The organism is Rathayibacter sp. AY1F6 (assembly GCF_002932035.1).
Taxonomy (GTDB): Bacteria; Actinomycetota; Actinomycetes; order Actinomycetales; family Microbacteriaceae; genus Rathayibacter.
Map to the genome: position 1 here is coordinate 1 of NZ_PSVD01000029.1, position 21,824 is coordinate 21,824.

Below are 21,824 nucleotides of genomic sequence, written 5' to 3' on the forward strand. Positions count from 1 at the left end.
TCCCGGCCTCCCTCCTGCGCGGAGCGGGCCAGGGCAGCTACGTGATCGACCGCGTCGTCGAGGAGGGCGGGCTCGGCCACGCGGAGGTAGCTGTCGACGGTCTCGTCGCCGCGGGGCGACCAGGAGATCACGAGCAGGCCGCCCTCCTCGACGACGCGGTCGATCACGTAGCTGCCCTGGCCCGCTCCGCGCAGGAGGGAGGCCGGGATCACCGTCTCGCGCTCGCCGACGGGGGCGATCACGACGCCGCGCTCGTGGAGGCGCAGCACAGCGTTGCCGCGGAAGCCGAGCCCCGGCAGCACGACGCGCTCGAGCGGCTGCTCGAAGCGGGTCGTGGCCACGTACGGGAGGTCGACGCGCTCGACCTCGGCGCCCAGCGAGGACGCGGGCACGGGCTCCGGCGCGAGGGCGGCCGAGCGGCGGCGCCGCGCGCGCCAGGAGAGCAGCATGCCGACGAAGACGAGGACGACGACCGCGGCGATGACGATCGTGATCGCGGCCCTATCCACGGGAGGCCTTCGCGGAGGCGGCGACGACCGCCGCGTCGACGAGCTCGCCGTCCAGCACGGTCGGGAAGCCCCGGTGGAGGGTGGCGACGACGCGGCCCGGCAGCTCGCGACCGAGGTACGGGGAGTTGCCGCTGCGGCCGCGCAGGTCCTCGACGGAGAAGCGGCGTCGCGCCTCCGGGTCGTAGAGCACGACGTTCGCGGCGGCCCCGACGGCGAGGCCGCGGTCGTAGCCGTCGAGCCGGCCGATGCGGGCGGGGGCGGAGGAGAGCACGCGCGCGACGTCGGACCAGCTCATCCGCCCGTCCTCGACGACGGCGGCGTGCACCACGCTCAGCGCGCTCTCGAGGCCGACCATGCCGAACGCCGCGGCGTCCCACTCGCAGTCCTTCGCCTCGACCGGGTGCGGCGCGTGGTCGGTGGCGACGATGTCGATGGTGCCGTCGGCGAGGGCCTCGCGGAGGGCGAGCACGTCCTCGTCGCGGCGCAGCGGCGGGTTCACCTTGAAGCGGGCGTCGTAGCTCGGCCCGTCCTGGCCGGCGACGGCCTGCTCGGTGAGGAGCAGGTGGTGGGGGGTGACCTCGGCGGTCACGTCGATCCCCCGGGCCTTCGCCCAGCGGATGACGTCGACCGAGCCCGCGGTCGAGACGTGGCAGACGTGCAGGCGGGAGCCCACGTGCTCGGCGAGGAGCACGTCGCGTGCGATGATCGCCTCCTCGGCCACGGCGGGCCAGCCCTGCAGGCCGAGGGCGCTGGAGACGGCGCCCTCGTTCATCTGCGCGCCGACGGTGAGCCGCGGCTCCTGCGCGTGCTGGGCGACGACTCCGTCGAACGCCTTGACGTACTCGAGAGCGCGGCGCATCAGCAGCGCGTCCGAGACGCACTTCCCGTCGTCCGAGAAGACCCGCACGGCCGCGCGGCTGCGGGCCATCGCGCCGAGCTCGGCGAGCGACTCCCCCGCCAGACCCACGGTCACCGCGCCGATCGGGCGGACCGTCGCGTAGCCGGCGTCCTCGCCCAGGCTCTGCACCTGCTCGACCACGCCCGCGGTGTCCTGCACCGGCGAGGTGTTCGCCATCGCGAAGACGGCGGTGAAGCCTCCGGCGGCCGCAGCTCGCGTGCCGGTGAGGATCGTCTCGCTCTGCTCGAACCCCGGCTCGCGCAGGTGCGTGTGCAGGTCGACCAGGCCGGGCAGCGCCAGCAGGCCGTCGGCGTCGATCACGCGGGCCCCGCGCGAGTCGAGGTCGGCGCCGATCTCGACGATCACGCCCCCATCGATCAGCAGGTCGGCGGTCGACTCGTCGGCGAGCGTCGCTCCCGAGATCAGGATCCGCTCCGGCGCCGTGCTCTGAAGCGGCTGGGCAGTGCTCATCAGTGGACCTCCCGTTCGCCGGACAGCAGCAGGTAGAGCGCGGCCATCCGGACGGACACTCCGTTCGTGACCTGTTCGAGCACCGTGGAGCGGCTCGAATCGGCGGCCGCCGAGGAGATCTCGACGCCCCTGTTCATGGGTCCGGGGTGCATGACGATGGTATCGGGACCCAGCCGGGCGAGCCGCTCGTCGTCGAGGCCCCAGATCCGCGCGTACTCCCGGCCGTTGGGGAAGAACCCGCTCGACATCCGCTCGAGCTGGATGCGCAGGAGCATCACGACGTCGGGGAGCCCGGTGTCGATCGCCTCGTCCAGATCGAAGCGGATGGTCGCGGGCCAGTCGCGCGTGTCGACCGGCACGAGGGTCGGCGGTGCGACCAGCGTCACCTCGGCGCCCAGCGCCGTCAGCAGCCAGACGTTCGAGCGCGCCACCCGCGAGTGCAGGACGTCGCCCACGATCGTGACCGCGACGCCGTCGAGGCTCTTGCCGCGGGACGCGGAGGCGCCGTGCAGGCGCCGGCGGATGGTGAACGCATCCAGGAGCGCCTGGGTCGGGTGCTCGTGGGTCCCGTCGCCGGCGTTGAGGATCGACGCGTCGATCCAGCCGCTCGCCGCCAGAACCGCGGGGGCTCCGGAGGCGCTGTGGCGGATGACCACGCCGTCGGCGCCCATCGCGGCGAGCGTCTGCGCGGTGTCCTTCAGGCTCTCGCCCTTGGAGACGCTGGAGCCCTTCGCGCTGAAGTTGATGACGTCGGCCGAGAGCCGCTTCGCCGCCGCCTCGAACGAGATCCGCGTGCGGGTGGAGTCCTCGAAGAAGAGATTGACCACGGTCTTCCCGCGCAGGGTCGGCAGCTTCTTGACCTCGCGGTTCTGCACGTCCGCCATGTCCTCGGCGATGTCGAGGAGTGCGATCGCGCTCGCGCGGTCGAGGTCCCGGGTCGAGAGCAGGTGCTTCACGGAGCCGTCTCCTCGCCGGTGGCCTGCGACTCGATCGCGACCAGGTCCTCACCGTCCGTCTCGACGAGCCGGACGTTGATCCGCTCGCTCAGGCTGCTCGGCAGGTTCTTGCCGACGAAGTCCGCCCGGATCGGGAGCTCGCGGTGTCCGCGGTCGACCAGCGCGGCCAGCCGCACGGCTCGCGGACGGCCGATGTCGCTGAGGGCGTCCAGGGCGGCGCGGATGGTGCGGCCCGAGAAGAGGACGTCGTCGACGAGGACCACGGTCCGGCCGTCGATGCTCGCGGGGACGGCGGTGCGCGCGGGGGTGCGGACCGGGTGCCGGGAGAGGTCGTCGCGGTACATCGTCACGTCGAGGGAGCCGGCGAAGACGGGGGGCCCGTCCGGCTCGATCCGCGCGATCGTCTCGGCGATGCGCCTCGCGAGGGCGACGCCGCGCGTCGGGATGCCGAGGACGACCAGCGACTCGGGGCCGCGGTTCGACTCGAGGATCTCGTGGGCGATGCGCGTGAGCGCTCGCGTGATGTCAGCGCCGTTGAGCACGATTCGTGCCGTCACACCGACCTCCTTCCCCGCCTCACAGGACGGCTGTTAAAGGAAAAGCCGTGACGAGTATAGGGGCCGTCGCGCGGCCCGCCGGACGGGCAGCCCGGGAACGACCTCGGCCCGCCCGATCACGGGGATCCGGCGGGCCGAGCAGGTCTCCGGGGCGGGTCAGGCCGTCGTGCGGGACTCCGCGACGGAGGCGAGGAGCCCGTTGATGAAGCCCGCCGAGTCGTCGGTCGACAGCGACGTGGCGGCCTCGACGGCCTCCGAGATGGCGACGCCGTCGGGCACCGCGTCGTTGTGCAGGATCTCCCACACCCCGATCCGGAGGATCGCGCGGTCGACCAGCGGCATGCGCGAGAGTGTCCAGCCCTGGGCGAGCCGGGCGATCAGCTCGTCGATCTCGTCGGCGTGGTCGATGACCCCGTCGACGATCTCGCGGGCGTAGAGCCACGAGGCCTCACGGGCCGGCTCGTTCGCCGCCCGCTCGGCCTCGGCGCGCAGCGACTGGGCGAAGCTGATCTGCCGGACGTCGGCGTTGTAGAGGATGTCGAGGGCGCGCTTGCGCGCCTTCGTACGAGCACTCACGGGAGGCCCGGCTCAGCTGACGCGGCCGAGGTAGTCGCCCGTGCGGGTGTCGACCTTGACCTTCGTGCCCTGCTCGAGGAAGAGCGGGACCTGGATCTGGTAGCCGGTCTCGACCGTCGCGGGCTTGGTGCCGCCGGTCGAGCGGTCGCCCTGGAGGCCCGGCTCCGTGTAGGTGATCTCGAGGACGACCGAGGCGGGGAGGTCGATGTAGAGCGGGTCGCCATCGTGCAGGGCGAGGGTCACGTTCTGGTTCTCGAGCATGAAGTTCGCCGCGTCGCCGACGACCGCCTCGGGGACGGTGATCTGGTCGTAGTCGCTGGTGTCCATGAACACGAAGTCCGCGCCGTCGCGGTAGAGGTACTGGAAGTCGCGGCGGTCGACGTTGGCCGTGTCGATCTTGGCGCCCGCGTTGAAGGTCTTGTCGACGACCTTGCCCGTGAGGACGTTCTTCATCTTGGTGCGGACGAAGGCGCCGCCCTTGCCCGGCTTGACGTGCTGGAAGTCGATGACGTTCCAGAGCTGGCCGTCGATGCTGAGGACGGTGCCGTTCTTGATGTCGGTGGTAGAGGCCATGCGAAGGGGGATCCGTTTCGGTGGAAGTCTGCGCCGGCGAGCCCGGTACGCGGGCGCGGCGATATCGGCCGGTCCGGCTGACCCGTCGAGTGTAGTCGACGCGGCCCCGTCGGCAGAGGAGTCTGGACGCCGCATGCGAATCGCCCCAACGGCGCCGCCCGGGCTCAGCCGAGTCGGACCTACGATCCGATCTCCTGGTACGCCGCGAACAGCAGCGACGTCTCCGGCCCCTGCAGGATGCTCGGGCGGGCGATGTCGTCGAGGACCACGAAGCGGAGCATCCCCGCGCGGGTCTTCTTGTCGCGCTGCATCGCGGCGAGGAGCGTCTCCCATCGTCCGAGCGGGTAGCTCGTCGGCAGGGTCAGCGATTCGAGGACCCGGCGCTGGCGGTCCACCACCGCGTCGCTGAGCGATCCGGTCAGGCGCGAGAGCTCGGCCGCGAACATCATCCCGACGGAGACGGCCGCGCCGTGGCGCCACTGGTAGCGCTCGGCGTGCTCGACCGCGTGCCCGAGGGTGTGCCCGTAGTTCAGGATCTCGCGCAGGCCCTTCTCGGTGAAGTCCTCGCCGACGACCCGCGCCTTGATCCCGATCGACAGCTCGACCAGGCTGCGGAACTCCTCCGACGTCGGGTCGGTGGCCAGGTCGATGTCGGACTCGATGATGTCGAGGATGCGCGGCTCGGCGATCATCCCGTACTTCACGATCTCGCCGAAGCCGGCGAGGATCTCGTTGCGCGGGAGGCTGGTCAGCACGTCGAGGTCGGCGACGACCGCCCGCGGCGCGTGGAAGGCGCCGACGAGGTTCTTGCCCTCGGCCGTGTTGATGCCGGTCTTCCCGCCGACGGCCGCGTCGACCATCCCGAGCACGGTGGTCGGCACCTGCACCAGGTCGACCCCGCGGAGCCAGGTGGCGGCGACGAAGCCGGCCAGGTCGGTGATCGCGCCGCCGCCGAAGCCGACGACCACATCCGTGCGGGTGAAGTCCGACTGCCCCATCACCTGCCAGCAGAAGGCCGCCACCTCCACGCGCTTCGCGGCCTCGGCGTCCGGCACCTCGGCGAGCAGCACCTCGTAGCGCTCGAGCAGGCTCTCGCGGATCTCGGCGGCGAGGACCGCGAGGGTCGGCGGGTGCACGATGAGCACCTTCGCGGCCCGGGGGCCGATCGCGTCGGCGAGGCCGTCGAGGAGTCCGCGCCCGACGTGGATGTCGTAGCCGTTCTCTCCGGCGACGGGGATGGCGGTGGTGCCGTCGTTCATGACTGTCTTCCGCTCGGGCGGCTCGTGGCCGCCGGGTCCGATGGTGCAGGGGTGGCGGAGGGGCGCTGCGCGCGCACCCACTCCGCGATCTCGGCGGCGATCAGGGTGATCGGCCGCCGGGAGGTGTCGACCACGGTGTCCGCGAGGGACTCGTAGACCGGGCGCCGCTCGTCGAAGATGCGGACCCAGTCGCCGACCCCGCCGCGCACCAGCGGGCGGGAGCCGGAGCCGAGCCGGTCGCGGACGGCCTCGGCCGTGGTGGTGAGGAGCACGACGGGCACGTCCGCGAGGTCGGCGCGCGTCGCGGGATCGAGCACCGCTCCCCCGCCGAGGCTCAGCACCACGTCGCGACGGACGGCGCGCTCGACGACACGGCGCTCCTCCCGGCGGAAGGCCGGCTCGCCGTGGGCGTCGAAGTAGGGGGCGATCGGGCCGTGGGTGCGCACGAACTCCGCGTCGGAGTCGACGAACCCGGCGCTCAGCGCCTTCGCGACCCGCTTGCCGATCGTCGTCTTGCCGGCGCCCATCGGGCCGATCAGGACGAGGCGGGCGCGGGCCGCGCCGATATCGTGACCCGCCATCAGCGGGCCGCCGAGGACGCGGCCATCAGGCGAGCCCGAGACCCGGGTCGCTCGCGGCGGCCGTGCGGAGCTCGTCGGGGATGGCGGCGAGGTAGCCCTGCAGGTTGCGGCGGGTCTCGGTGACGCTGTCGCCGCCGAACTTCTCGAGCACGGCGTTCGCGAGCACCAGGGCGACCATCGCCTCCGCGACGACACCGGACGCCGGCACCGCGCAGACGTCGGAGCGCTGGTGGTGAGCGCCGGCTGCCTCGCCGGTGGCGACGTCGACGGTGCGCAGCGCGTGCGGCACGGTCGCGATCGGCTTCATGCCGGCGCGGACCCGCAGCACGGTCCCCGTGCTCATCCCGCCCTCGGTGCCGCCGGCCCGGTCGCTGGACCGGGAGATGCCGGCGGCGGACTGGAAGAGCTCGTCGTGCGCCTCCGAGCCGCGGCGGGTGGTGGTGAGGAAGCCGTCGCCGACCTCGACGCCCTTGATCGCCTGGATCCCCATCAGGGCCGCCGCGAGCTGGGAGTCGAGACGACGGTCCCAGTGCACGTAGGACCCGAGTCCGGGCGGGAGACCGTACGCGAGGACCTCGACCACGCCGCCGAGAGTGTCGCCGTCGTCGTGGGCGCGGTCCACCTCGGCGACCATGAGGGCGCTGGTCGCGGCGTCGTGGCAGCGCAGCGGATCCGCGTCCAGGGCGGCGACGTCGGCCGGGCCGGGCAGCGGCGAGCCCTCGGGCACGCGGACCGGCCCGATGGCGAGGGTGTGGCTGACGAGCGAGACGCCGAGCTCGCCGAGGAAGCGGCGGGCGACGGCGCCGAGGGCGACGCGGGCCGCGGTCTCGCGGGCGGAGGCGCGCTCGAGCACGTTACGGGACTCGGGGAAGCCGTACTTCTGCATCCCGACGAGGTCGGCGTGGCCCGGGCGGGGCCGTGTGAGCGCGGCGCCGCGGCCCTTGGGCAGGCTCTCGGGGTCACGGGGCTCCGCCGACATGACGTCGACCCAGCGCGGCCACTCCGTGTTGCCGATGCGCAGGGCGATGGGGCTGCCCATCGTCGCTCCGTGCCGGACGCCGGAGGAGATCGTCAGCTCGTCCTGCTCGAAGTTCATCCGGGCTCCGCGGCCGTAGCCGAGCTTCCGGCGCGCCAGATCGGCGCGGATGTCGTCGAGGGAGACGGGGACGCCCGCCGGCAGTCCTTCGAGGACGGCGACGAGTTCGGGACCGTGGGATTCCCCGGCCGTGAGCCAACGGAGCATCCTCCGATTCTGGCACACGAGGTCAGTGCGCCGGACCCGCCGAGACGGCTCGGCGCATCGCCGCGAGCACCTCGTCCTCGCGATCGAGAGGCAGGACCGGGTCGCCGCCGACGAAGATCCGCACCTGCACGAGTGCCTGGTGGAGCAGCATCCCGAGCCCGGAGACGACCGGGGAGCCGCCCTGCTCCCAGCGCCGGGCGAGCGCGCTCGGCCACGGGGAGTACGCCACGTCGAACAGGGTCGAGCCCGCGACCGCCGCGTCGGGCACGTCGAGGCCGTCCGCCGCCCCGCCGGGGAGCGTCGAGATCACCAGTGGCGCTCCGGTGGACCAGTCGGCGAAGGAGCGGACCGAGAGCGGGACGCCGAGCGACTCCGCGAGCGGAGCGAGCTCGACGGCCCTCGACGCCGTCCGCAGGACGAGGTCGACCCGCGCCGCGCCGAGCTCGGCGGCGGCGGCCAGGGCGGAGGCGGCGGTCGCTCCCCCGCCGAGCACCTGGACGCGCTCCGCCGAGACGACGCCCGCCTCGGCGAGGGCGCGCACGATGCCCGCGACGTCGGTGTTGAACCCGCGGAGGCGGGGTGCCGGGCCGGAGCGGTCGACCAGCACGGTGTTGACCGCGCCGGTGACCCGGGCGACCGCGTCCTCCTCCGCCAGCAGCGGTCGCACCGCGTGCTTGAGCGGCATGGTCAGCGACAGTCCGTGCCAGGGCTCACCGGACACGACCTCGGAGAGGGTCGCCTCCGTCGTCTCGACGGCGCGGTAGCTCCAGTCGAGTCCGAGCACCCGGTAGGCGGCCGCGTGCAGCGCGGGCGACTTCGAGTGCGCGATCGGCGCGCCGAGGACCGCGAGGCGGTACCCGGCGGCCGTCACTGGTACTCCGGGTGGTCCCGCATCCAGGCCTGCCACTGGTCGACGGCCGCGTTGTGCTCGGCGTCGGTGGTGGAGTAGACCGTCTCGCCCGTCTCGAGGTTCACCGTGACGAAGTACATCCAGGTGCCGTCCGCGGGGTGCATGACCGCGTCGATCGCCACGTCGCCCGGGTTCGAGATCGGCGCGGGCGGCAGGCCGTCGCGCTGGTAGGTGTTGTAGACGTTGCCGGCGTCGTTCCGCTCGGCGTCCGTGGTCGAGACGCGGTCGGTCGCGCCGGTGCCGTACGCCACGGTCGCGTCCGACTGCAGGCGCCACCCCTGGTCGAGGCGGTTCTGGAACACGCGCGCGACCTTGGGGAAGTCCTCGGCGACGCGGGCCTCGCGCTGCACGAGGGACGCGAACACCACGACGCGGTAGCGGTCGTCCGCCGGCACGCCGGCCTGGTCGAGCGACTGGTACATCCGGTCGACCAGGGTCTTCAGGATGTCGTGCGCCGGCGTCGACGGGTCGATGTCGTAGGTCGCGGGGAACAGGAACCCCTCGAGGCTCGTCGCCCCGGCCGGGAGCCCGAACGAGCCCCAGTCGGCGGCGGCCGCCTCGAGGTCCGTCAGCGCGACCCCGGTGCCGTCCGCGATGAGCGGCAGCGCCTCCTTGAGCGCCGTCCCCTCGGGGATGACGAAGGTGTTCGCGAGGCGCGTCGACTCGGAGTCGAGCAGCGCCGACAGTGCGGCCTTGGCGCTCATCTCGGCCTTGAGCGAGTACGCGCCGGGCTGGAAGACGGGCTCCGGGCTCTGGGCGAGGAGCAGGTCGTAGAAGGGGTCGTACGACTTGATGACCCCGTCCGAGACGAGGTTGTTGGCGATGTCGCTGCCGCCGTCGCCCTGGTGGATCGTGAACAGCACCTCGCTCGAGCCGGTGCCGGTGAAGTCGGTCGGCTCGGGCTCGGCGAACAGGCCGCGCACGGGCTCGAGGAAGATCGTGACTGCGATGGCGACGAGCGCGGCGAAGACGCCGAAGGCCAGAAGCCCGCCGATGAGCCCGCGGTGGCTGCGGCGCTTCCTCGCGCCGCCCGTCGCGCGAGCCGCGCGGCGACGCTTCGGGCGCGCGTCCGGGTCGAACGCGGCCGCGTCGTCGCGGCCGCGGGGCTCGGGCACGTCGGGCCCGGTGAAGAGGCGGCCCAGCGGATCGTGCGCCTCAGTCGGCGCGGGCTGCTGCTCCGGAGTCGGGTCGGGCGGAGTCGGCTGCGCCTGCTCGGCGGCGCGGGCGTCGCGGCGGCTCGGGGGGACGTCGGTCACGGGGAGGTCCTTCGTTCGGTTCGAGCAGGACTCCGGCCGGGGTGCCGGCCGAGCGCTCGGAATCGATGGCGTGCTGCAGGATCACCACGGCGGCGACCTGGTCGATCACGGCTCGGGAGCCGCGGGTGGTGCGTCCGGAGCGGTGCAGGGCGCTCTGAGCGGTGACCGTCGACAGCCGCTCGTCGACGAGCCGCACCGGAGCGGTGGGCACCGCCTCGCCGAGCAGTCGAGCGAATCCGCGCGCGTCCTCCGTCGAGGCCGTCTCGGCCCCCGACAGCGACAACGGCAGTCCGACGATGATCGCCTGGGCATCGTACTCGGCGGCGAGGTGAGCGATCCGGGAGACGTCCGAGGATCCGCCGTCAGTGCCCGCCCGCGCGACCGTCTCGACGGGCACCGCGAGCAGGCCGTCGGCGTCGCAGCGGGCGACCCCGATGCGGGCACGGCCCACATCGATGCCGAGCCGGACGCCGAACCGGCTCATTCAGCTGGTCGCTTCCTGCACCACGGCCTCGAGCGCCGCGCCGATGGCGGAGACGTCGGAGCCGCCGCCCTGGGCGAGGTCGTCCTTGCCGCCTCCGCCGCCACCGAGGATCCCGGCGGCGCGCCTGGCGAGCGCACCCGCGCGGCGGCCCTGGTCGCGGGCGGCCTGGTTGGTGGCGACGATCACCGCGGGCTTGCCCGAGACGTCGGCGGCGAGCGCGACGACGGCCGGCTCCTGGCCGAGCCGCTCGCGGACGGAGGTCACGAGGGAGCGCAGCTCGTCGGTCGATCCGGCGGAGCCGATGCTCTCGGCGACGACGGTCGTGCCGCCCACGGTGCGGCGGGTCGCGGCGAGGGCGGGCACCCGGTCGGCGAGGGCCTTGGCCTCGAACGCGGCGATCCGCTTCTCAGCGGCCTTGAGGCTCGCGACGAGCTCGCCGATCCGCTCGGGGAGCTGCTCGCGCGGGGTCTTCAGCGAGGACGAGATCGTGCTGACGAGGGCGCGCTCGGCGGCGAGCTCCTGGAAGGCCTCGCGGCCCACGAGCGACTCGACGCGGCGGTTGGTCGATCCGACCGAGGACTCGCTGACCAGGCTGATCACGCCGACCTCGGACGACCGCCCGACGTGGGTGCCCGCGCAGAGCTCGCGCGACCAGGGCCCGCCGATGTCGACCACGCGGACGACGTCGCCGTACTTCTCGCCGAAGAGGGCCATCGCGCCGAGCGCCTTCGCCTCGTCGATCGGGAGCTCGCGCGTGACGACCTCGAGGTTGTCACGGATCGCCGTGTTGGCGATCTCCTCGATCTCGCTGCGGGTCTCGAGCGAGAGGGCCTGGTTCCACGAGAAGTCCAGGCGCAGGTAGCCCGCCTTGTTGTAGGAGCCGGACTGGTGCGCCTGCGGACCGAGCACCTGGCGCAGCGCGGCGTGGATGAGGTGCGTGCCCGAGTGCGCCTGCGTGGCGCCCCGGCGCCAGTCGCGGTCGACGACGGAGGTGGCGGCGTCGCCCACTCCGACCTCGCCGCTGGCGACCTGGACCTTGTGGCTGATGAGCCCCTTGACGGGCTTCTGCACGTCGAGGACCTCGAGATCGAAGCCGGAGCCGACGATGCGGCCGGCGTCGGCCTCCTGGCCGCCCGACTCCGCGTAGAGGCTGGTCGCCTCGAGGATCACCTCGGCGATGTCGCCCGCGACCGCCTTCGTGACGGAGTGCCCGCCGACGATGAGGCCGAGGATGCGCGTCTCGGTGTCGAGCACGTCGTAGCCGGTGAACAGCGTCTCGCCGTGGGCGCGGAAGTCGGCGTAGACCGAGAGATCGGCCAGCGCCGACTTCTTCGACTTCGCGTCGGCCTTCGCACGCGTGCGCTGCGCGGTCATGAGGGAATCGAACGCCTCGCGGTCGACCGTCAGACCCGACTCCTCGGCGATCTCGAGGGTGAGGTCGATCGGGAACCCGAAGGTGTCGTGCAGGAGGAACGCGGTGTCGCCCGGCAGCGTCGGCGACTCGGCCTTCTTCGTCTTCAGGACCGCGAGGTCGAGGATCTCGGTGCCGGCCGCGAGGGTGCGCAGGAACGCCTCCTCCTCGCCGTAGGCGCTGGTCGAGAGGCGCTCGAACTCCGTGGACACCTCGGGGTAGGCCGACGCCATCGCGTCGCGCGAGGCGGCGAAGAGCTCGGGGAACGTCGCGGTGTCCACTCCGAGCAGGCGCATGGCGCGCACCGTGCGGCGCATCAGGCGGCGGAGGATGTAGCCGCGCCCCTCGTTGGACGGCGTCACGCCGTCCGACAGCAGCATCAGCGAGGAGCGCACGTGGTCGGCGATGACGCGCATGCGGACGTCGTCCTCGTGGACGGCTCCGTAGCGGCGGCCCGAGAGCTCGGCGGCGCGATCGAGGACCGGACGGACCTGGTCGATCTCGTACATGTTCTCGACGCCCTGCTTGAGGAAGGCGACGCGCTCGAGGCCCATGCCGGTGTCGATGTTCTTGCGCGGCAGCTCGCCGAGGATGTCGAAGTCGACCTTGCTCGTGCCCTCGCCGCGGAGGTACTGCATGAAGACGAGGTTCCAGATCTCGACGTAGCGGTCGTCGTCCGTCGCCGGGCCGCCGTCGATCCCGTAGGCGGGTCCACGGTCGAAGAAGATCTCGGAGCAGGGGCCCGCGGGGCCGGGCTGGCCGGTCGACCAGTAGTTGGTGTCCTTGTCCAGGCGCTGGATGCGCTCGTCCGGCAGTCCCGCGATCGTCTTCCAGAGCGCGATCGCCTCGTCGTCGTCCTTATAGACGGTGACCCAGAGGTCCTTCTCGTCGAAGCCCAGTCCCCCGTCGCTCTCGGCGCGGGTGAGCAGCTCCCAGGCGTAGCCGATCGCCCCCTCCTTGAAGTAGTCGCCGAAGGAGAAGTTGCCGTTCATCTGGAAGAAGGTGCCGTGACGAGGCGTCTTGCCGACCTCCTCGATGTCGTTGGTGCGGATGCACTTCTGCACGCTGGTGGCACGCGGGTAGGGCGCGGGGACCACTCCGGTGAGGTAGGGCACGAACGGCACCATGCCGGCGACGGTGAAGAGGAGGCTCGGGTCCTCGCTCACGAGGGAGGCGGAGGGGACCACGGTGTGGCCGCGGCTCCCGAAGAAGTCGAGCCAGCGGTTGCGGATGTCTGCGGTCTGCATGGGTTCCGTTACGGTTCGGTCGGTGACGACGCGGATGTCGGGCGGCGGGGCGTCAGCCCTCGCCGATGGCGGCCTTCAGTTCGGCCTCGCGCTGGTGGTAGCCCTCGGAGACGGCCTCGCCGAGCTCCTTCGCGGTGCGGTTGATGTCGGCGAAGAGCCGGGCGCCCGCCTCGGTGCGCGAGACCTGGTGGGCGACCGCGAATCCGAGGCCGATCCCGATGACGATCAGGAGGATGTTCTTCACGGGGTGTCCTTCCACAGCGGCGGGGCGGGCGCGACGGCGCGACGACCCGTTCGATTCTAGGGCGCGGGCGCGGCGCTACTTCGAGCGCGGCCTCTTCGTGCGCTTCGCGGCGGAGCGGCCGACCGCGGCTCCGGCCTTGTCGGCCGTGCGTCCGGCGACGAGCACGGCGCGGACTCCGGCGGTGAAGCCGGCGAGCTTGATGAGCGGACCGCCGACGGTCGCGGCTGTGAGGGCGACGAGCGCGTTGACGTTGCCGGTGACCTCGGCGACGTCCTTGGTGATCGTGTCCACCCGCGCGAGCTGGTGGTTGGCCTCGCGGAGGGTGGAGGCCGACTCGTCGAGGATCGGCGTCAGGCCGTCGCTGGCCTGCTTGATGGCCTCGCTCGTGCTGTCGAAGACGCGCCCGAGCTTCCAGAGCGGGACGGCGGTGATCGCCACCAGGATCGCGAACACCCCCGCGGCGATGAGCCCTGCGATGTCTCCACCGGTCACGGTGACCTCCGTTCGATGCCGCCCAGCGCGGCACTCCAGCCTACCGACGGGCCGCGACAGGGGCGGACCCGGGGACCGGCGCTCGGCTCGGGCGCGACGGCCGGATCGGACGCAGCGCGGGTCTCTCGGAGCGCGGCGGGCACTCCGGATCGGGACCCCGGGAACGGGAAAGGCCCCGGTGCGGACACCGGGGCCTTTCTCTGCGGGGCTGGACTCAGCGGGCCGCGTAGTACTCGACGACGAGCTGCACTTCGCAGGTCACGGGGACCTCGGCGCGCTTCGGGCGGCGCAGGAGCGTCGCCTGCAGCTTGTCGATCTCGACCTCGAGGTAGCCCGGGGTCTTGGGGAGGACGTCGACGTGTCCACCGGCGGCGGCGACCTGGAAGGGCTCGGTGCCCTCGGAGCGGGTCTTGACGTGGATGACCTGGCCCGGCTTCACGCGGAAGGAGGGGCGGTCGACCGTCTTGCCGTCCACCATGATGTGGCGGTGGGTGACGAACTGGCGGGCCTGCGCGGTGGTGCGGGCGAAGCCCGAGCGCAGGACGAGGGCGTCGAGGCGCATCTCGAGGAGCTCGACCAGGTTCTCACCGGTCAGGCCCTGGGTGCGGCGCGCCTCCTGGAAGGCGATGCGGAGCTGCTTCTCGCGGATGCCGTACTGGGCGCGCAGACGCTGCTTCTCACGCAGGCGGACCGCGTAGTCGGAGTCGGCCTTGCGCTTCGAGCGGCCGTGCTCGCCGGGAGCGTAGGGACGCTTCTCGAGGTAGCGGGCGGCCTTCGGGGTCAGGGGGATGCCGAGGGCGCGCGAGAGGCGCGTCTTCGAGCGGGTACGGGACGTGGTCGACACAGTGGTCCTTCCAAGGTCTGAGAGGTTCGGTCGCAGCTCTCGACCGCCGGCTCCGGGAGGAGGGCGGACGCCGCGGTCGTGTCCTCCGCGGGTGCGGGGGAAGGGTGACCGCAGTGGCGGGCTGCGCGATTCAGAGGGATGCGCTGCTCCGCTCGGCTACAGAGCGGTGGGCAACCTCGCAAGACTATCAGGCCACGGCCTCCCGTGTGGGTCGCGCGAGTTCGCGGTCGGCGCGGTCAGCCCCGGTCGCCGCGGATGATGCGCAGGAGCTTCGCCAGTCGTGCGGAGACGTCGCGCTCGTTGCCGTGCTCGGTGGGCCGGTAGTACCGCGCGCCCTGGAGCGGGTCCGGGAGGTACTGCTGCTCGAGGACGCCGAGGTCGGCGTCGTGCGGGTACCGGTAGCCCTTCCCGTGGCCGAGCTTCTTGGCGCCGGGGTAGTGCGCGTCGCGCAGGTGCGCGGGCACCCGACCCGCGCGGCCCGCGCGCACGTCCGCGATGGCCGCGTCGATGGCGGAGTAGGACGCGTTCGACTTCGGGGCGGTCGCCAGGTGCACGACCGCCTGGGCGAGCGGGATGCGCCCCTCCGGCATGCCGATGAACTGCACGGCGTCGGCCGCGGCGATCGCGACGACGAGCGCCTGCGGGTCGGCCATGCCGATGTCCTCGGACGCGGAGACGATGATGCGGCGGGCGATGAACCGCGGATCCTCCCCCGCCTCGATCATCCGGGCCAGGTAGTGCAGCGCCGCGTCGACGTCCGAGCCCCGGATGGACTTGATGAAGGCGCTGATGACGTCGTAGTGCTCGTCGCCGTTGCGGTCGTAGCGCAGCAGGGCGCGGTCGACGGCGCGCGCGACGATCTCGGTCGTGATCGCGGGGAGCGCGGGCTCCTCGGCGGCGGCCTCGACGGGAGCGCCCTCGTCGTCCTCGTCCTCCTCGTCCGGGTCCTCCGCGGCGGCGGCGCGGGCGACCCGGTCGGCCTCGCGGGCCTCCGAGCGGGCGGAGGTGGCGGCGGCCTCGAGCGCGGTCAGCGCCCGCCGGGCGTCTCCGGAGGCGAGCCGCACGATGCTCGCCCGGGCCTCCTCCTCCAGCGTCACCGAGTCGCGCAGACCCCGCTCGTCGTGCAGGGCGCGGTCGACCAGGACGCCCAGGTCGTCGTCGCTGAGCGGCTCGAGGGTCAGCAGGAGCGAGCGCGAGAGCAGCGGCGCGATCACCGAGAACGAGGGGTTCTCGGTCGTGGCCGCGATGAGGATGACCCACCCGTTCTCGACCCCGGGCAGCAGTGCGTCCTGCTGCGCCTTGGTGAAGCGGTGGATCTCGTCGAGGAAGAGCACGGTGGACGTGCCGTAGAGGTCGCGGGTGGAGAGTGCCTCCTCCATCACCTGCCGCACGTCCTTCACGCCCGCCGTGACGGCGGAGAGCTCGACGAAGCGGCGGCCGCTGGAGTGGGCCACCGCCTGCGCGAGCGTGGTCTTGCCCGTGCCGGGAGGGCCCCAGAGGATCACGGACACCGCTCCCCGCTCCCCCGTCGTGTCGGCGGCGAGGGCGACCAGGGGCGAGCCGGGCGTCAGGAGGTGGCGCTGGCCGGCGACCTCCTCGAGGCTGCGCGGCCGCATCCGCACGGCGAGCGGAGTCGCCCCGGAGCGGAGTCCGGCCTGCTGCATGGTCATGCCCCCAGCGTAACGACGGCCTCCGACAGAGCCCCGGCCCGACTGCCCGGCGCGACGGAGCGGCGTTTGTCGCGCCTCCGGCGGTTCTCGTAGGCTCGACGCGGCCTGCGTGCGCGGGCCGCCGCGCCGAAGCCGCGCGGACGAGGACGTCGGAGGAACACGTGGCCCAGGGCAAGTCGAACGACCGCGAGGCGCGCACCCGGCTCCGGGCCTACCAGGCCCGTCAGAGCCTCCACCGCTCGAGGCAGAAGCGGCGCGTGCGCGACAACGTGATCGCGGCGATCGCCGCCGTCGTCGTGATCGGGCTCGCTGTCGTCGCCCAGATCCTCTACTTCTCCGGCGGCCCCGGCACCCCGGTCGCCGAGCCGACCTCCTCCTCCTCCGCGACCCCGACGCCCGAGGCGACGGGGTCGAACACCGGCGACGTCCCCTCCTCCGACATCGCCGAGGGCCGCGACTGGACGGGCACGCTCACGATCGGGGAGGACCCGCTGGGCATCACGCTCGCCGGCGCCGCCGCCCCGCAGGCGGTGTCCTCCTTCATCTCGCTGACGCGGTCCGGCTTCTACGACGGCGTCTCCTGCCACCGCCTCACCACGGAGGGCCTCTACGTCCTCCAGTGCGGCGACCCGGAAGGCGACGGCACCGGCGGACCGGGCTACAGCTACGGTCCCGTCGAGAACGCGCCCGAGGACGGCGTCTACCCGGCCGGGACCATCGCGATGGCCCGCCAGGGCGGCAACGGCTACAGCCAGGGCAGCCAGTTCTTCGTCGTCTACCAGGACACGACCCTGCCCGCCGACGCGGCCGGCGGGTACACCGTGCTCGGGCAGGTCACCTCGGGACTCGACGCCCTCGTCAGCGACGTCGTGTCGAAGGGCACGGCCGACGGATCGGGTGACGGCGCCCCCGCCGAGCCCGTGACCATCACCTCCGTCTCCGTCGAGTAGCCGCACCCGCGGCGTCGTCACGGTCCGCCCGCGCGGGGAGTGCAATAGGCTTGTCGTCACTGCCCGTTCGCGGCCGAGCGCGGTCTTCGGCCCTCCGGCCGTCGAGCCCCACCGGCCGACGACGCGACGGGCACCGAGAAGCACGACATCGAACAGCAAGGTGAGGCTCCGAGCGATGAGTGACCAGCAGCCGTGGGGACGGGTCGGCGACGACGGGACGGTCTACGTCCGCGTCGGCGACGGGGAGCGAGAGGTCGGCCAGTACCCCGATGCGACTCCCGAGGAGGCGCTCGCCTACTACGAGCGCAAGTACACGGAGCTCGCCGGGCAGGTCTCCCTGCTCGAGCAGCGCGCCAAGCGGGGCGCGCCCGCCGGAGACGTCGCCCGCACGGTGCAGTCGCTGTCCGCTGCCATCGCGCAGGCGAACGCGGTCGGCGACCTCGAGTCGCTGCAGACCCGGGTCGACGCGCTGAGCGGCTCCGTCGAGGATCTGACCGAGCAGCAGGCGGCCGAGTCGAAGGCCGCGCTGTCCGAGGCCCTCGCCTACCGCGAGGCCATCGTCGCCGAGGCCGAGGCCCTGGCGGCGGTCGACCCGGCGAAGACGCAGTGGAAGCAGGCCAGCGCCGCGATCGACGACCTCTTCGCCCGCTGGCAGAACCACCAGCAGCAGGGCCCGCGCCTTCCCAAGAACGACGCGAACGAGCTGTGGCGCCGGTTCCGCGGAGCGCGCACCACGATCGAGCAGAACCGCAAGGCGTTCTTCGCCGACCTCGACTCCGCGCACCGCGAGGCCAAGCAGGCCAAGCAGGCGCTCATCGACCAGGCCGAGGCGCTGGTGCCGCAGGGCGCCGATGCCATCCCGGACTACCGCGCGCTCCTGGAGCGCTGGCGGGTCGCCGGCCGCGCAGGCAAGCGGTTCGACGACGCGCTCTGGGCGCGCTTCAAGGCCGCCGGCGACGCGATCTACGGCGCCAAGGCCGAGATCGTCGCGCAGGAGAGCGTCGAGTACACCGAGAACCTCGACCTCAAGCTCGCCCTCCTCGAGGAGGCGGAGCCGCTCCTGCAGGAGCAGGACCGCGAGAAGGCCAAGCGGGTGCTGCTCTCGATCCAGGAGCGCTGGGACGCCGTCGGCCGCGTGCCGCGCGAGCAGGTGCGCACCGTCGAGGACCGCCTCCGCAAGGTCGAGGCGCACGTCCGCAAGCTCGACGAGGAGCACTGGAACCGCAGCAACCCGGAGCGCAAGGCCCGCTCCGAGGGTCTCGCCTCGCAGCTGACCGCCGCGATCCAGAAGCTCCAGGACGAGCTCGACGAGGCGAAGGCGCGCGGCGACCGCGACGCGATCGCCCAGGCTCAGGAGGCGCTCGACGCCCGCAAGGTCTGGCTCGACGCGATCGGCTAGACCCGCTCCGGCGGATTCCTCCACAGATCCGCTCGCGACGCTCCGGAGGGGAGGCGCATCGGCCAGCATGGCCGGATGCGCCTCCCCTCCGTGCTCCTCCCCGGGCACCTCCCTCTCGCGGAGCTGTGCGCCGCCCGCCTCGACGGCGAGCTGGTCGCGCTCGACGAGGGCTTCCTCGTCGCGGACCTGCCCCTGGGGGCGTCCGAGCGGGCCGCCTCCCTGCGCTCGCTGCTCCCCCGCGGCGCCGTCGCCGATCGTCTCTCCGCCGCGTGGGTGCACGGAGCGACGCACCGTCCGCCGCCGGTGCACAGCGCCTCGATCGACCGGCGGAAGCGCCGGCAGGCGCCGTCGAACCCCCGCCTGCGCTGCCACGAGGTCCTGCTCGACGAGGACGACGTCGTCCTCCTCGGCGGCGCGCCGGTCACGTCGCCTGCCCGCACCCTGATCGACCTCGCCCGGACGGAGGACGCGGGCGCGATCCTCCGGGCGCTCTCTCGGAGCACCCGGACCGGCCTCGACGCCGTCCTCGCGAGGCTGGAGGAGGGCAGCGCCGTCGCCGGACGGAGGATCGTCGGACGACGGCTGCGGGCGGCGCTCGGCGAGGCGCCGCCCGGGGATCAGCCCCCGTTCACCCGGTAGACGTCGTAGACGGCGTCGATCCGGCGCACGGCGTTCAGCACGCGGTCCAGGTGGGTGGTGTCGCCCATCTCGAAGACGAACCGGCTGATCGCCAGCCGGTCGCTCGAGGTGGAGACCGTCGCCGAGAGGATGTTGACGTGGTGCTCCGAGAGCACGCGCGTCACGTCGCTCAGCAGGCCCGAGCGGTCCAGCGCCTCGACCTGGATCTGCACGAGGAAGATGCTCTTGGAGGACGGCGCCCACTCGACGTCGACGATCCGCTCCGGCTCCTTCAGCAGCTCCTGCACGTTGTGGCAGTTCGCCTGGTGCACGGAGACGCCGGCTCCCCGCGTCACGAATCCGACGATCTGATCGCCCGGAACCGGAGTGCAGCACTTCGCGAGCTTCACGAGGATGTCCGGCGCGCCCTTCACGAGGACGCCCGACTCGCTGCTCCGGCTCCGCGGCCGGGGCGAGCGCGGGAGGGTGACCTCGTTCTCGTCCGACTCCGGATCGCCCTGGATGGAGGAGACGACCTTCTCGAGCACCGACTGGGTCGAGACGTGGCCCTCGCCGACGGCCGCGTAGAGCGCCTCGACGTCGTTGTAGCGCAGCTGGCTGGCCACCTCGGTGAAGGTGTCCTGGCTCATCAGCTTCTGCAGCGGCAGGTTCTGCTTCCGCATCGCCCGGGCGATGGAGTCCTTGCCCTGCTCGATCGCCTCGTCGCGCCGCTCCTTGGTGAACCACTGCCGGATCTTGTTGCGGGCCCGGGGGCTCTGCACGAAGTGGAGCCAGTCCTGGCTCGGTCCCGAGTCGGGGTTCTTCGAGGTGAAGACCTCGACCACGTCGCCCGTCGTCAGAGCCGACTCCAGCGGCACGAGGCGCCCGTTGACCTTGGCGCCCATCGTCCTGTGCCCGACCTCGGTGTGCACCGCGTAGGCGAAGTCGACCGGGGTCGCACCGGTCGGCAGGCCGATCACGCGTCCCTTCGGGGTGAAGACGTAGACCTCCTTGGCGCCGATCTCGAAGCGGAGGGAGTCGAGGAACTCGTTCGGGTCGGTGGTCTCCGACTGCCAGTCCGAGAGATGCGCGAGCCAGGCGAGGTCGGTGTCGTTCGATCCGGAGGTGGGCACCTTGCCGGTGGCCATCTGCTCCTTGTACTTCCAGTGCGCCGCGATGCCGAACTCCGCGTGCTGGTGCATCTCGTTGGTGCGGATCTGGATCTCGACCGCGCGGCCCTTCGGCCCGACGACCGTCGTATGCAGCGACTGGTAGAGGTTGAACTTCGGAGTGGCGATGTAGTCCTTGAACCGGCCCGGCATCGGCGTCCAGCGGGCGTGGATCGAGCCGAGCACGGCGTAGCAGTCGCGCACCGAGTTCACGAGGACGCGGATGCCGACCAGGTCGTAGATCTCGTCGAACTCGCGACCGCGGACGACCATCTTCTGGTAGATCGAGTAGTACTGCTTCGGCCGGCCGACGACGCGACCACGGATCCGCCCGGCCCGCAGGTCCTCGCTGATCAGGTCGATGACGTTCTGCACGAACTCCTCGCGCTGCGGCGTCCGCCGCTTCACCAGGCTCTCGATCTCGTTGTAGATCTTGGGGTAGAGCACCGCGAAGGACAGGTCCTCGAGCTCCCACTTGATGGCCTGGATGCCGAGGCGGTGCGCCAGCGGCGCGTAGATCTCGAGGGTCTCGGTGGCCTTGCGGGCCGCGGACTCGGCGGGGACGAAGCCCCAGGTCCGCGCGTTGTGAAGGCGGTCGGCGAGCTTGATGATCAGGACGCGGATGTCCTTCGACATCGCCACGATCATCTTGCGGACGGTCTCGGCCTGCGCGCTGTCGCCGTACTTGACCTTGTCGAGCTTGGTGACGCCGTCGACGAGCATCGCGACCTCGTCGCCGAAGTCCGCGCGGAGCTCGTCGAGCTGGTAGTCGGTGTCCTCGACGGTGTCGTGCAGCAGCGCGGCGGCGATAGTCTTCGAGCCGATGCCGAGGTCGGCGAGGATCTGCGCGACGGCCAGCGGATGCGTGATGTAGGGCTCGCCGCTGCGGCGCTTCTGGTTCGCGTGCGCCCGCTCCGCGACCGAGTACGCGCGCTCGATGAGCGCGATGTCGCTCTTGGGGTGGTGCATCCGGACGGTGCGGACGAGGGTGTCGACAGCACCGGAGGGCTGCGCGCGCGAGAAGATCCGCGGGACCAGTCTGCGCAGGGCAGCGGTCGAGGACGTCGTCGTCGTTTCCGTCACGCGAGGATCTCCATCGCCCCATTATCGCCCGTGCGGACGGTGCCGATGACCGTTCCGCCCGGGGCGGACGGCGCCGGCGTCAGCCGATGCGTCCCGGGCGCCCCTCGCCGTCGACCACGTCGCCGCCCGCCGCGGCCCAGGCGGTCATGCCGGCGTCGACGTTGGCGACCTCGTAGCCGGCGCCGTCGAGGGCCTGCGTCACCATCGCGGAGCGGACTCCGGAGTGGCAGACCACCAGGATCGCCGTGTCGGCCGGGAGCTCGTCCTGCCGGGCGCCGATCTCCCCCATCGGGATGTGGTGGGCGGCCGGAGCATGCCCCGCAACCCACTCGTGCGGCTCCCGGACATCGAGCAGCCAGACCTCGTCGCGCGCGACGAGTCCGACGGCGTCGGCCGCGGTGACCTGTGCGTAGTCGGCCACGGC

The 21,824-nt window shown here is 72.4% G+C and carries 21 protein-coding genes and 1 pseudogene; 3 read left to right on the forward strand and 19 right to left on the reverse strand.

Going from position 1 to position 21,824, the window contains the following annotated elements:
* The 17 genes and pseudogenes from C5C44_RS15425 to C5C44_RS15505 all read right to left on the reverse strand — a co-directional run.
* The coding region (locus C5C44_RS15425; protein WP_104336148.1) for a hypothetical protein at positions 1 to 509 on the reverse strand (509 nt) is incomplete at its 3' end.
* On the reverse strand, positions 502 to 1,878 hold the full coding sequence (locus tag C5C44_RS15430) for a dihydroorotase (RefSeq protein WP_104224748.1): 1,377 nt from the start codon (positions 1,876 to 1,878) through the stop codon (positions 502 to 504). The genes C5C44_RS15430 and C5C44_RS15425, both read right to left, overlap by 8 nt.
* Positions 1,878 to 2,834, reverse strand: a complete 957-nt coding sequence (locus tag C5C44_RS15435) for an aspartate carbamoyltransferase catalytic subunit (RefSeq protein ID WP_104224749.1) — start codon at positions 2,832 to 2,834, stop codon at positions 1,878 to 1,880. Before C5C44_RS15435 ends, C5C44_RS15430 begins: the two co-directional genes overlap by 1 nt.
* Complete coding sequence (gene pyrR, locus C5C44_RS15440; RefSeq protein ID WP_104224750.1) at positions 2,831 to 3,391, reverse strand: bifunctional pyr operon transcriptional regulator/uracil phosphoribosyltransferase PyrR; 561 nt, start codon at positions 3,389 to 3,391, stop codon at positions 2,831 to 2,833. Before pyrR ends, C5C44_RS15435 begins: the two co-directional genes overlap by 4 nt.
* 156 nt (positions 3,392 to 3,547) lie before the next feature.
* Positions 3,548 to 3,967 carry a transcription antitermination factor NusB gene (gene nusB / locus C5C44_RS15445; RefSeq protein ID WP_104224751.1) on the reverse strand — a complete coding sequence of 140 codons (420 nt, stop codon included), beginning with the start codon at positions 3,965 to 3,967 and terminating at the stop codon, positions 3,548 to 3,550.
* Between the two features lie 12 nt (positions 3,968 to 3,979).
* The gene (gene efp / locus C5C44_RS15450; protein WP_068210208.1) at positions 3,980 to 4,540 is read right to left on the reverse strand and encodes an elongation factor P; all 561 of its coding nucleotides are present in this window, start codon (positions 4,538 to 4,540) and stop codon (positions 3,980 to 3,982) included.
* Between the two features lie 179 nt (positions 4,541 to 4,719).
* Positions 4,720 to 5,799, reverse strand: a complete 1,080-nt coding sequence (aroB, locus tag C5C44_RS15455; protein WP_104224752.1) for a 3-dehydroquinate synthase — start codon at positions 5,797 to 5,799, stop codon at positions 4,720 to 4,722.
* Positions 5,796 to 6,380, reverse strand: a complete 585-nt coding sequence (locus C5C44_RS15460; RefSeq protein WP_104246779.1) for a shikimate kinase — start codon at positions 6,378 to 6,380, stop codon at positions 5,796 to 5,798. Before C5C44_RS15460 ends, aroB begins: the two co-directional genes overlap by 4 nt.
* A gap of 25 nt (positions 6,381 to 6,405) precedes the next feature.
* Positions 6,406 to 7,623 carry a chorismate synthase gene (gene aroC / locus C5C44_RS15465; protein ID WP_104246778.1) on the reverse strand — a complete coding sequence of 406 codons (1,218 nt, stop codon included), beginning with the start codon at positions 7,621 to 7,623 and terminating at the stop codon, positions 6,406 to 6,408.
* Positions 7,624 to 7,645: 22 nt separating this feature from the next.
* Positions 7,646 to 8,494, reverse strand: coding sequence for a shikimate dehydrogenase (locus C5C44_RS15470; RefSeq protein WP_258059240.1), 849 nt, complete (start codon positions 8,492 to 8,494; stop codon positions 7,646 to 7,648).
* Complete coding sequence (gene mltG / locus C5C44_RS15475; RefSeq protein WP_104336149.1) at positions 8,491 to 9,789, reverse strand: endolytic transglycosylase MltG; 1,299 nt, start codon at positions 9,787 to 9,789, stop codon at positions 8,491 to 8,493. Before mltG ends, C5C44_RS15470 begins: the two co-directional genes overlap by 4 nt.
* Positions 9,790 to 9,799: 10 nt before the next feature.
* Positions 9,800 to 10,273: pseudogene (gene ruvX / locus C5C44_RS15480) on the reverse strand (Holliday junction resolvase RuvX); the annotation flags it as partial.
* The gene (gene alaS / locus C5C44_RS15485; RefSeq protein ID WP_104336151.1) at positions 10,274 to 12,931 is read right to left on the reverse strand and encodes an alanine--tRNA ligase; all 2,658 of its coding nucleotides are present in this window, start codon (positions 12,929 to 12,931) and stop codon (positions 10,274 to 10,276) included.
* A gap of 52 nt (positions 12,932 to 12,983) precedes the next feature.
* Positions 12,984 to 13,175 carry a hypothetical protein gene (locus tag C5C44_RS15490; RefSeq protein WP_104225329.1) on the reverse strand — a complete coding sequence of 64 codons (192 nt, stop codon included), beginning with the start codon at positions 13,173 to 13,175 and terminating at the stop codon, positions 12,984 to 12,986.
* A gap of 75 nt (positions 13,176 to 13,250) precedes the next feature.
* Complete coding sequence (locus C5C44_RS15495; RefSeq protein ID WP_104224759.1) at positions 13,251 to 13,667, reverse strand: DUF948 domain-containing protein; 417 nt, start codon at positions 13,665 to 13,667, stop codon at positions 13,251 to 13,253.
* A gap of 214 nt (positions 13,668 to 13,881) precedes the next feature.
* Entirely contained in the window at positions 13,882 to 14,511 is a 630-nt protein-coding gene (gene rpsD, locus C5C44_RS15500; protein WP_068210518.1) for a 30S ribosomal protein S4, read from the reverse strand.
* A 236-nt stretch (positions 14,512 to 14,747) separates the two neighbouring features.
* Positions 14,748 to 16,181, reverse strand: a complete 1,434-nt coding sequence (locus tag C5C44_RS15505) for a replication-associated recombination protein A (protein ID WP_104336152.1) — start codon at positions 16,179 to 16,181, stop codon at positions 14,748 to 14,750.
* A gap of 161 nt (positions 16,182 to 16,342) precedes the next feature.
* Here C5C44_RS15505 and C5C44_RS15510 point away from each other — a divergent pair, with 161 nt between their 5' ends.
* The 3 genes from C5C44_RS15510 to C5C44_RS15520 all read left to right on the forward strand — a co-directional run bounded on the left by C5C44_RS15510 (position 16,343) and on the right by C5C44_RS15520 (position 19,169).
* Positions 16,343 to 17,131, forward strand: a complete 789-nt coding sequence (locus C5C44_RS15510) for a peptidylprolyl isomerase (RefSeq protein WP_104336153.1) — start codon at positions 16,343 to 16,345, stop codon at positions 17,129 to 17,131.
* A gap of 175 nt (positions 17,132 to 17,306) precedes the next feature.
* Positions 17,307 to 18,530 carry a DUF349 domain-containing protein gene (locus C5C44_RS15515; RefSeq protein WP_104224762.1) on the forward strand — a complete coding sequence of 408 codons (1,224 nt, stop codon included), beginning with the start codon at positions 17,307 to 17,309 and terminating at the stop codon, positions 18,528 to 18,530.
* 75 nt (positions 18,531 to 18,605) lie between these two features.
* On the forward strand, positions 18,606 to 19,169 hold the full coding sequence (locus C5C44_RS15520; protein ID WP_104336154.1) for a type IV toxin-antitoxin system AbiEi family antitoxin: 564 nt from the start codon (positions 18,606 to 18,608) through the stop codon (positions 19,167 to 19,169).
* Here the strand turns inward: C5C44_RS15520 and C5C44_RS15525 are convergent.
* Complete coding sequence (locus tag C5C44_RS15525; protein ID WP_104224764.1) at positions 19,148 to 21,400, reverse strand: bifunctional (p)ppGpp synthetase/guanosine-3',5'-bis(diphosphate) 3'-pyrophosphohydrolase; 2,253 nt, start codon at positions 21,398 to 21,400, stop codon at positions 19,148 to 19,150. The two genes, C5C44_RS15520 and C5C44_RS15525, sit on opposite strands and share 22 nt — an antisense overlap.
* 79 nt (positions 21,401 to 21,479) lie before the next feature.
* Positions 21,480 to 21,821, reverse strand: a complete 342-nt coding sequence (locus C5C44_RS15530) for a rhodanese-like domain-containing protein (protein WP_104336155.1) — start codon at positions 21,819 to 21,821, stop codon at positions 21,480 to 21,482.
* Positions 21,822 to 21,824: the final 3 nt, after the last annotated feature.

Bases quoted from the DNA above. Each gene is read 5' to 3' on its own strand.
- C5C44_RS15515 (WP_104224762.1), top strand. From the start codon at position 17,307: ATGAGTGACCAGCAGCCGTGGGGACGGGTCGGCGACGACGGGACGGTC.
- C5C44_RS15430 (WP_104224748.1), bottom strand. From the start codon at position 1,878: ATGAGCACTGCCCAGCCGCTTCAGAGCACGGCGCCGGAGCGGATCCTG.
- alaS (WP_104336151.1), bottom strand. From the start codon at position 12,931: ATGCAGACCGCAGACATCCGCAACCGCTGGCTCGACTTCTTCGGGAGC.
- aroC (WP_104246778.1), bottom strand. From the start codon at position 7,623: ATGCTCCGTTGGCTCACGGCCGGGGAATCCCACGGTCCCGAACTCGTC.
- C5C44_RS15520 (WP_104336154.1), top strand. From the start codon at position 18,606: ATGCGCCTCCCCTCCGTGCTCCTCCCCGGGCACCTCCCTCTCGCGGAG.
- efp (WP_068210208.1), bottom strand. From the start codon at position 4,540: ATGGCCTCTACCACCGACATCAAGAACGGCACCGTCCTCAGCATCGAC.
- C5C44_RS15505 (WP_104336152.1), bottom strand. From the start codon at position 16,181: ATGACCATGCAGCAGGCCGGACTCCGCTCCGGGGCGACTCCGCTCGCC.
- aroB (WP_104224752.1), bottom strand. From the start codon at position 5,799: ATGAACGACGGCACCACCGCCATCCCCGTCGCCGGAGAGAACGGCTAC.
- C5C44_RS15460 (WP_104246779.1), bottom strand. From the start codon at position 6,380: ATGGCGGGTCACGATATCGGCGCGGCCCGCGCCCGCCTCGTCCTGATC.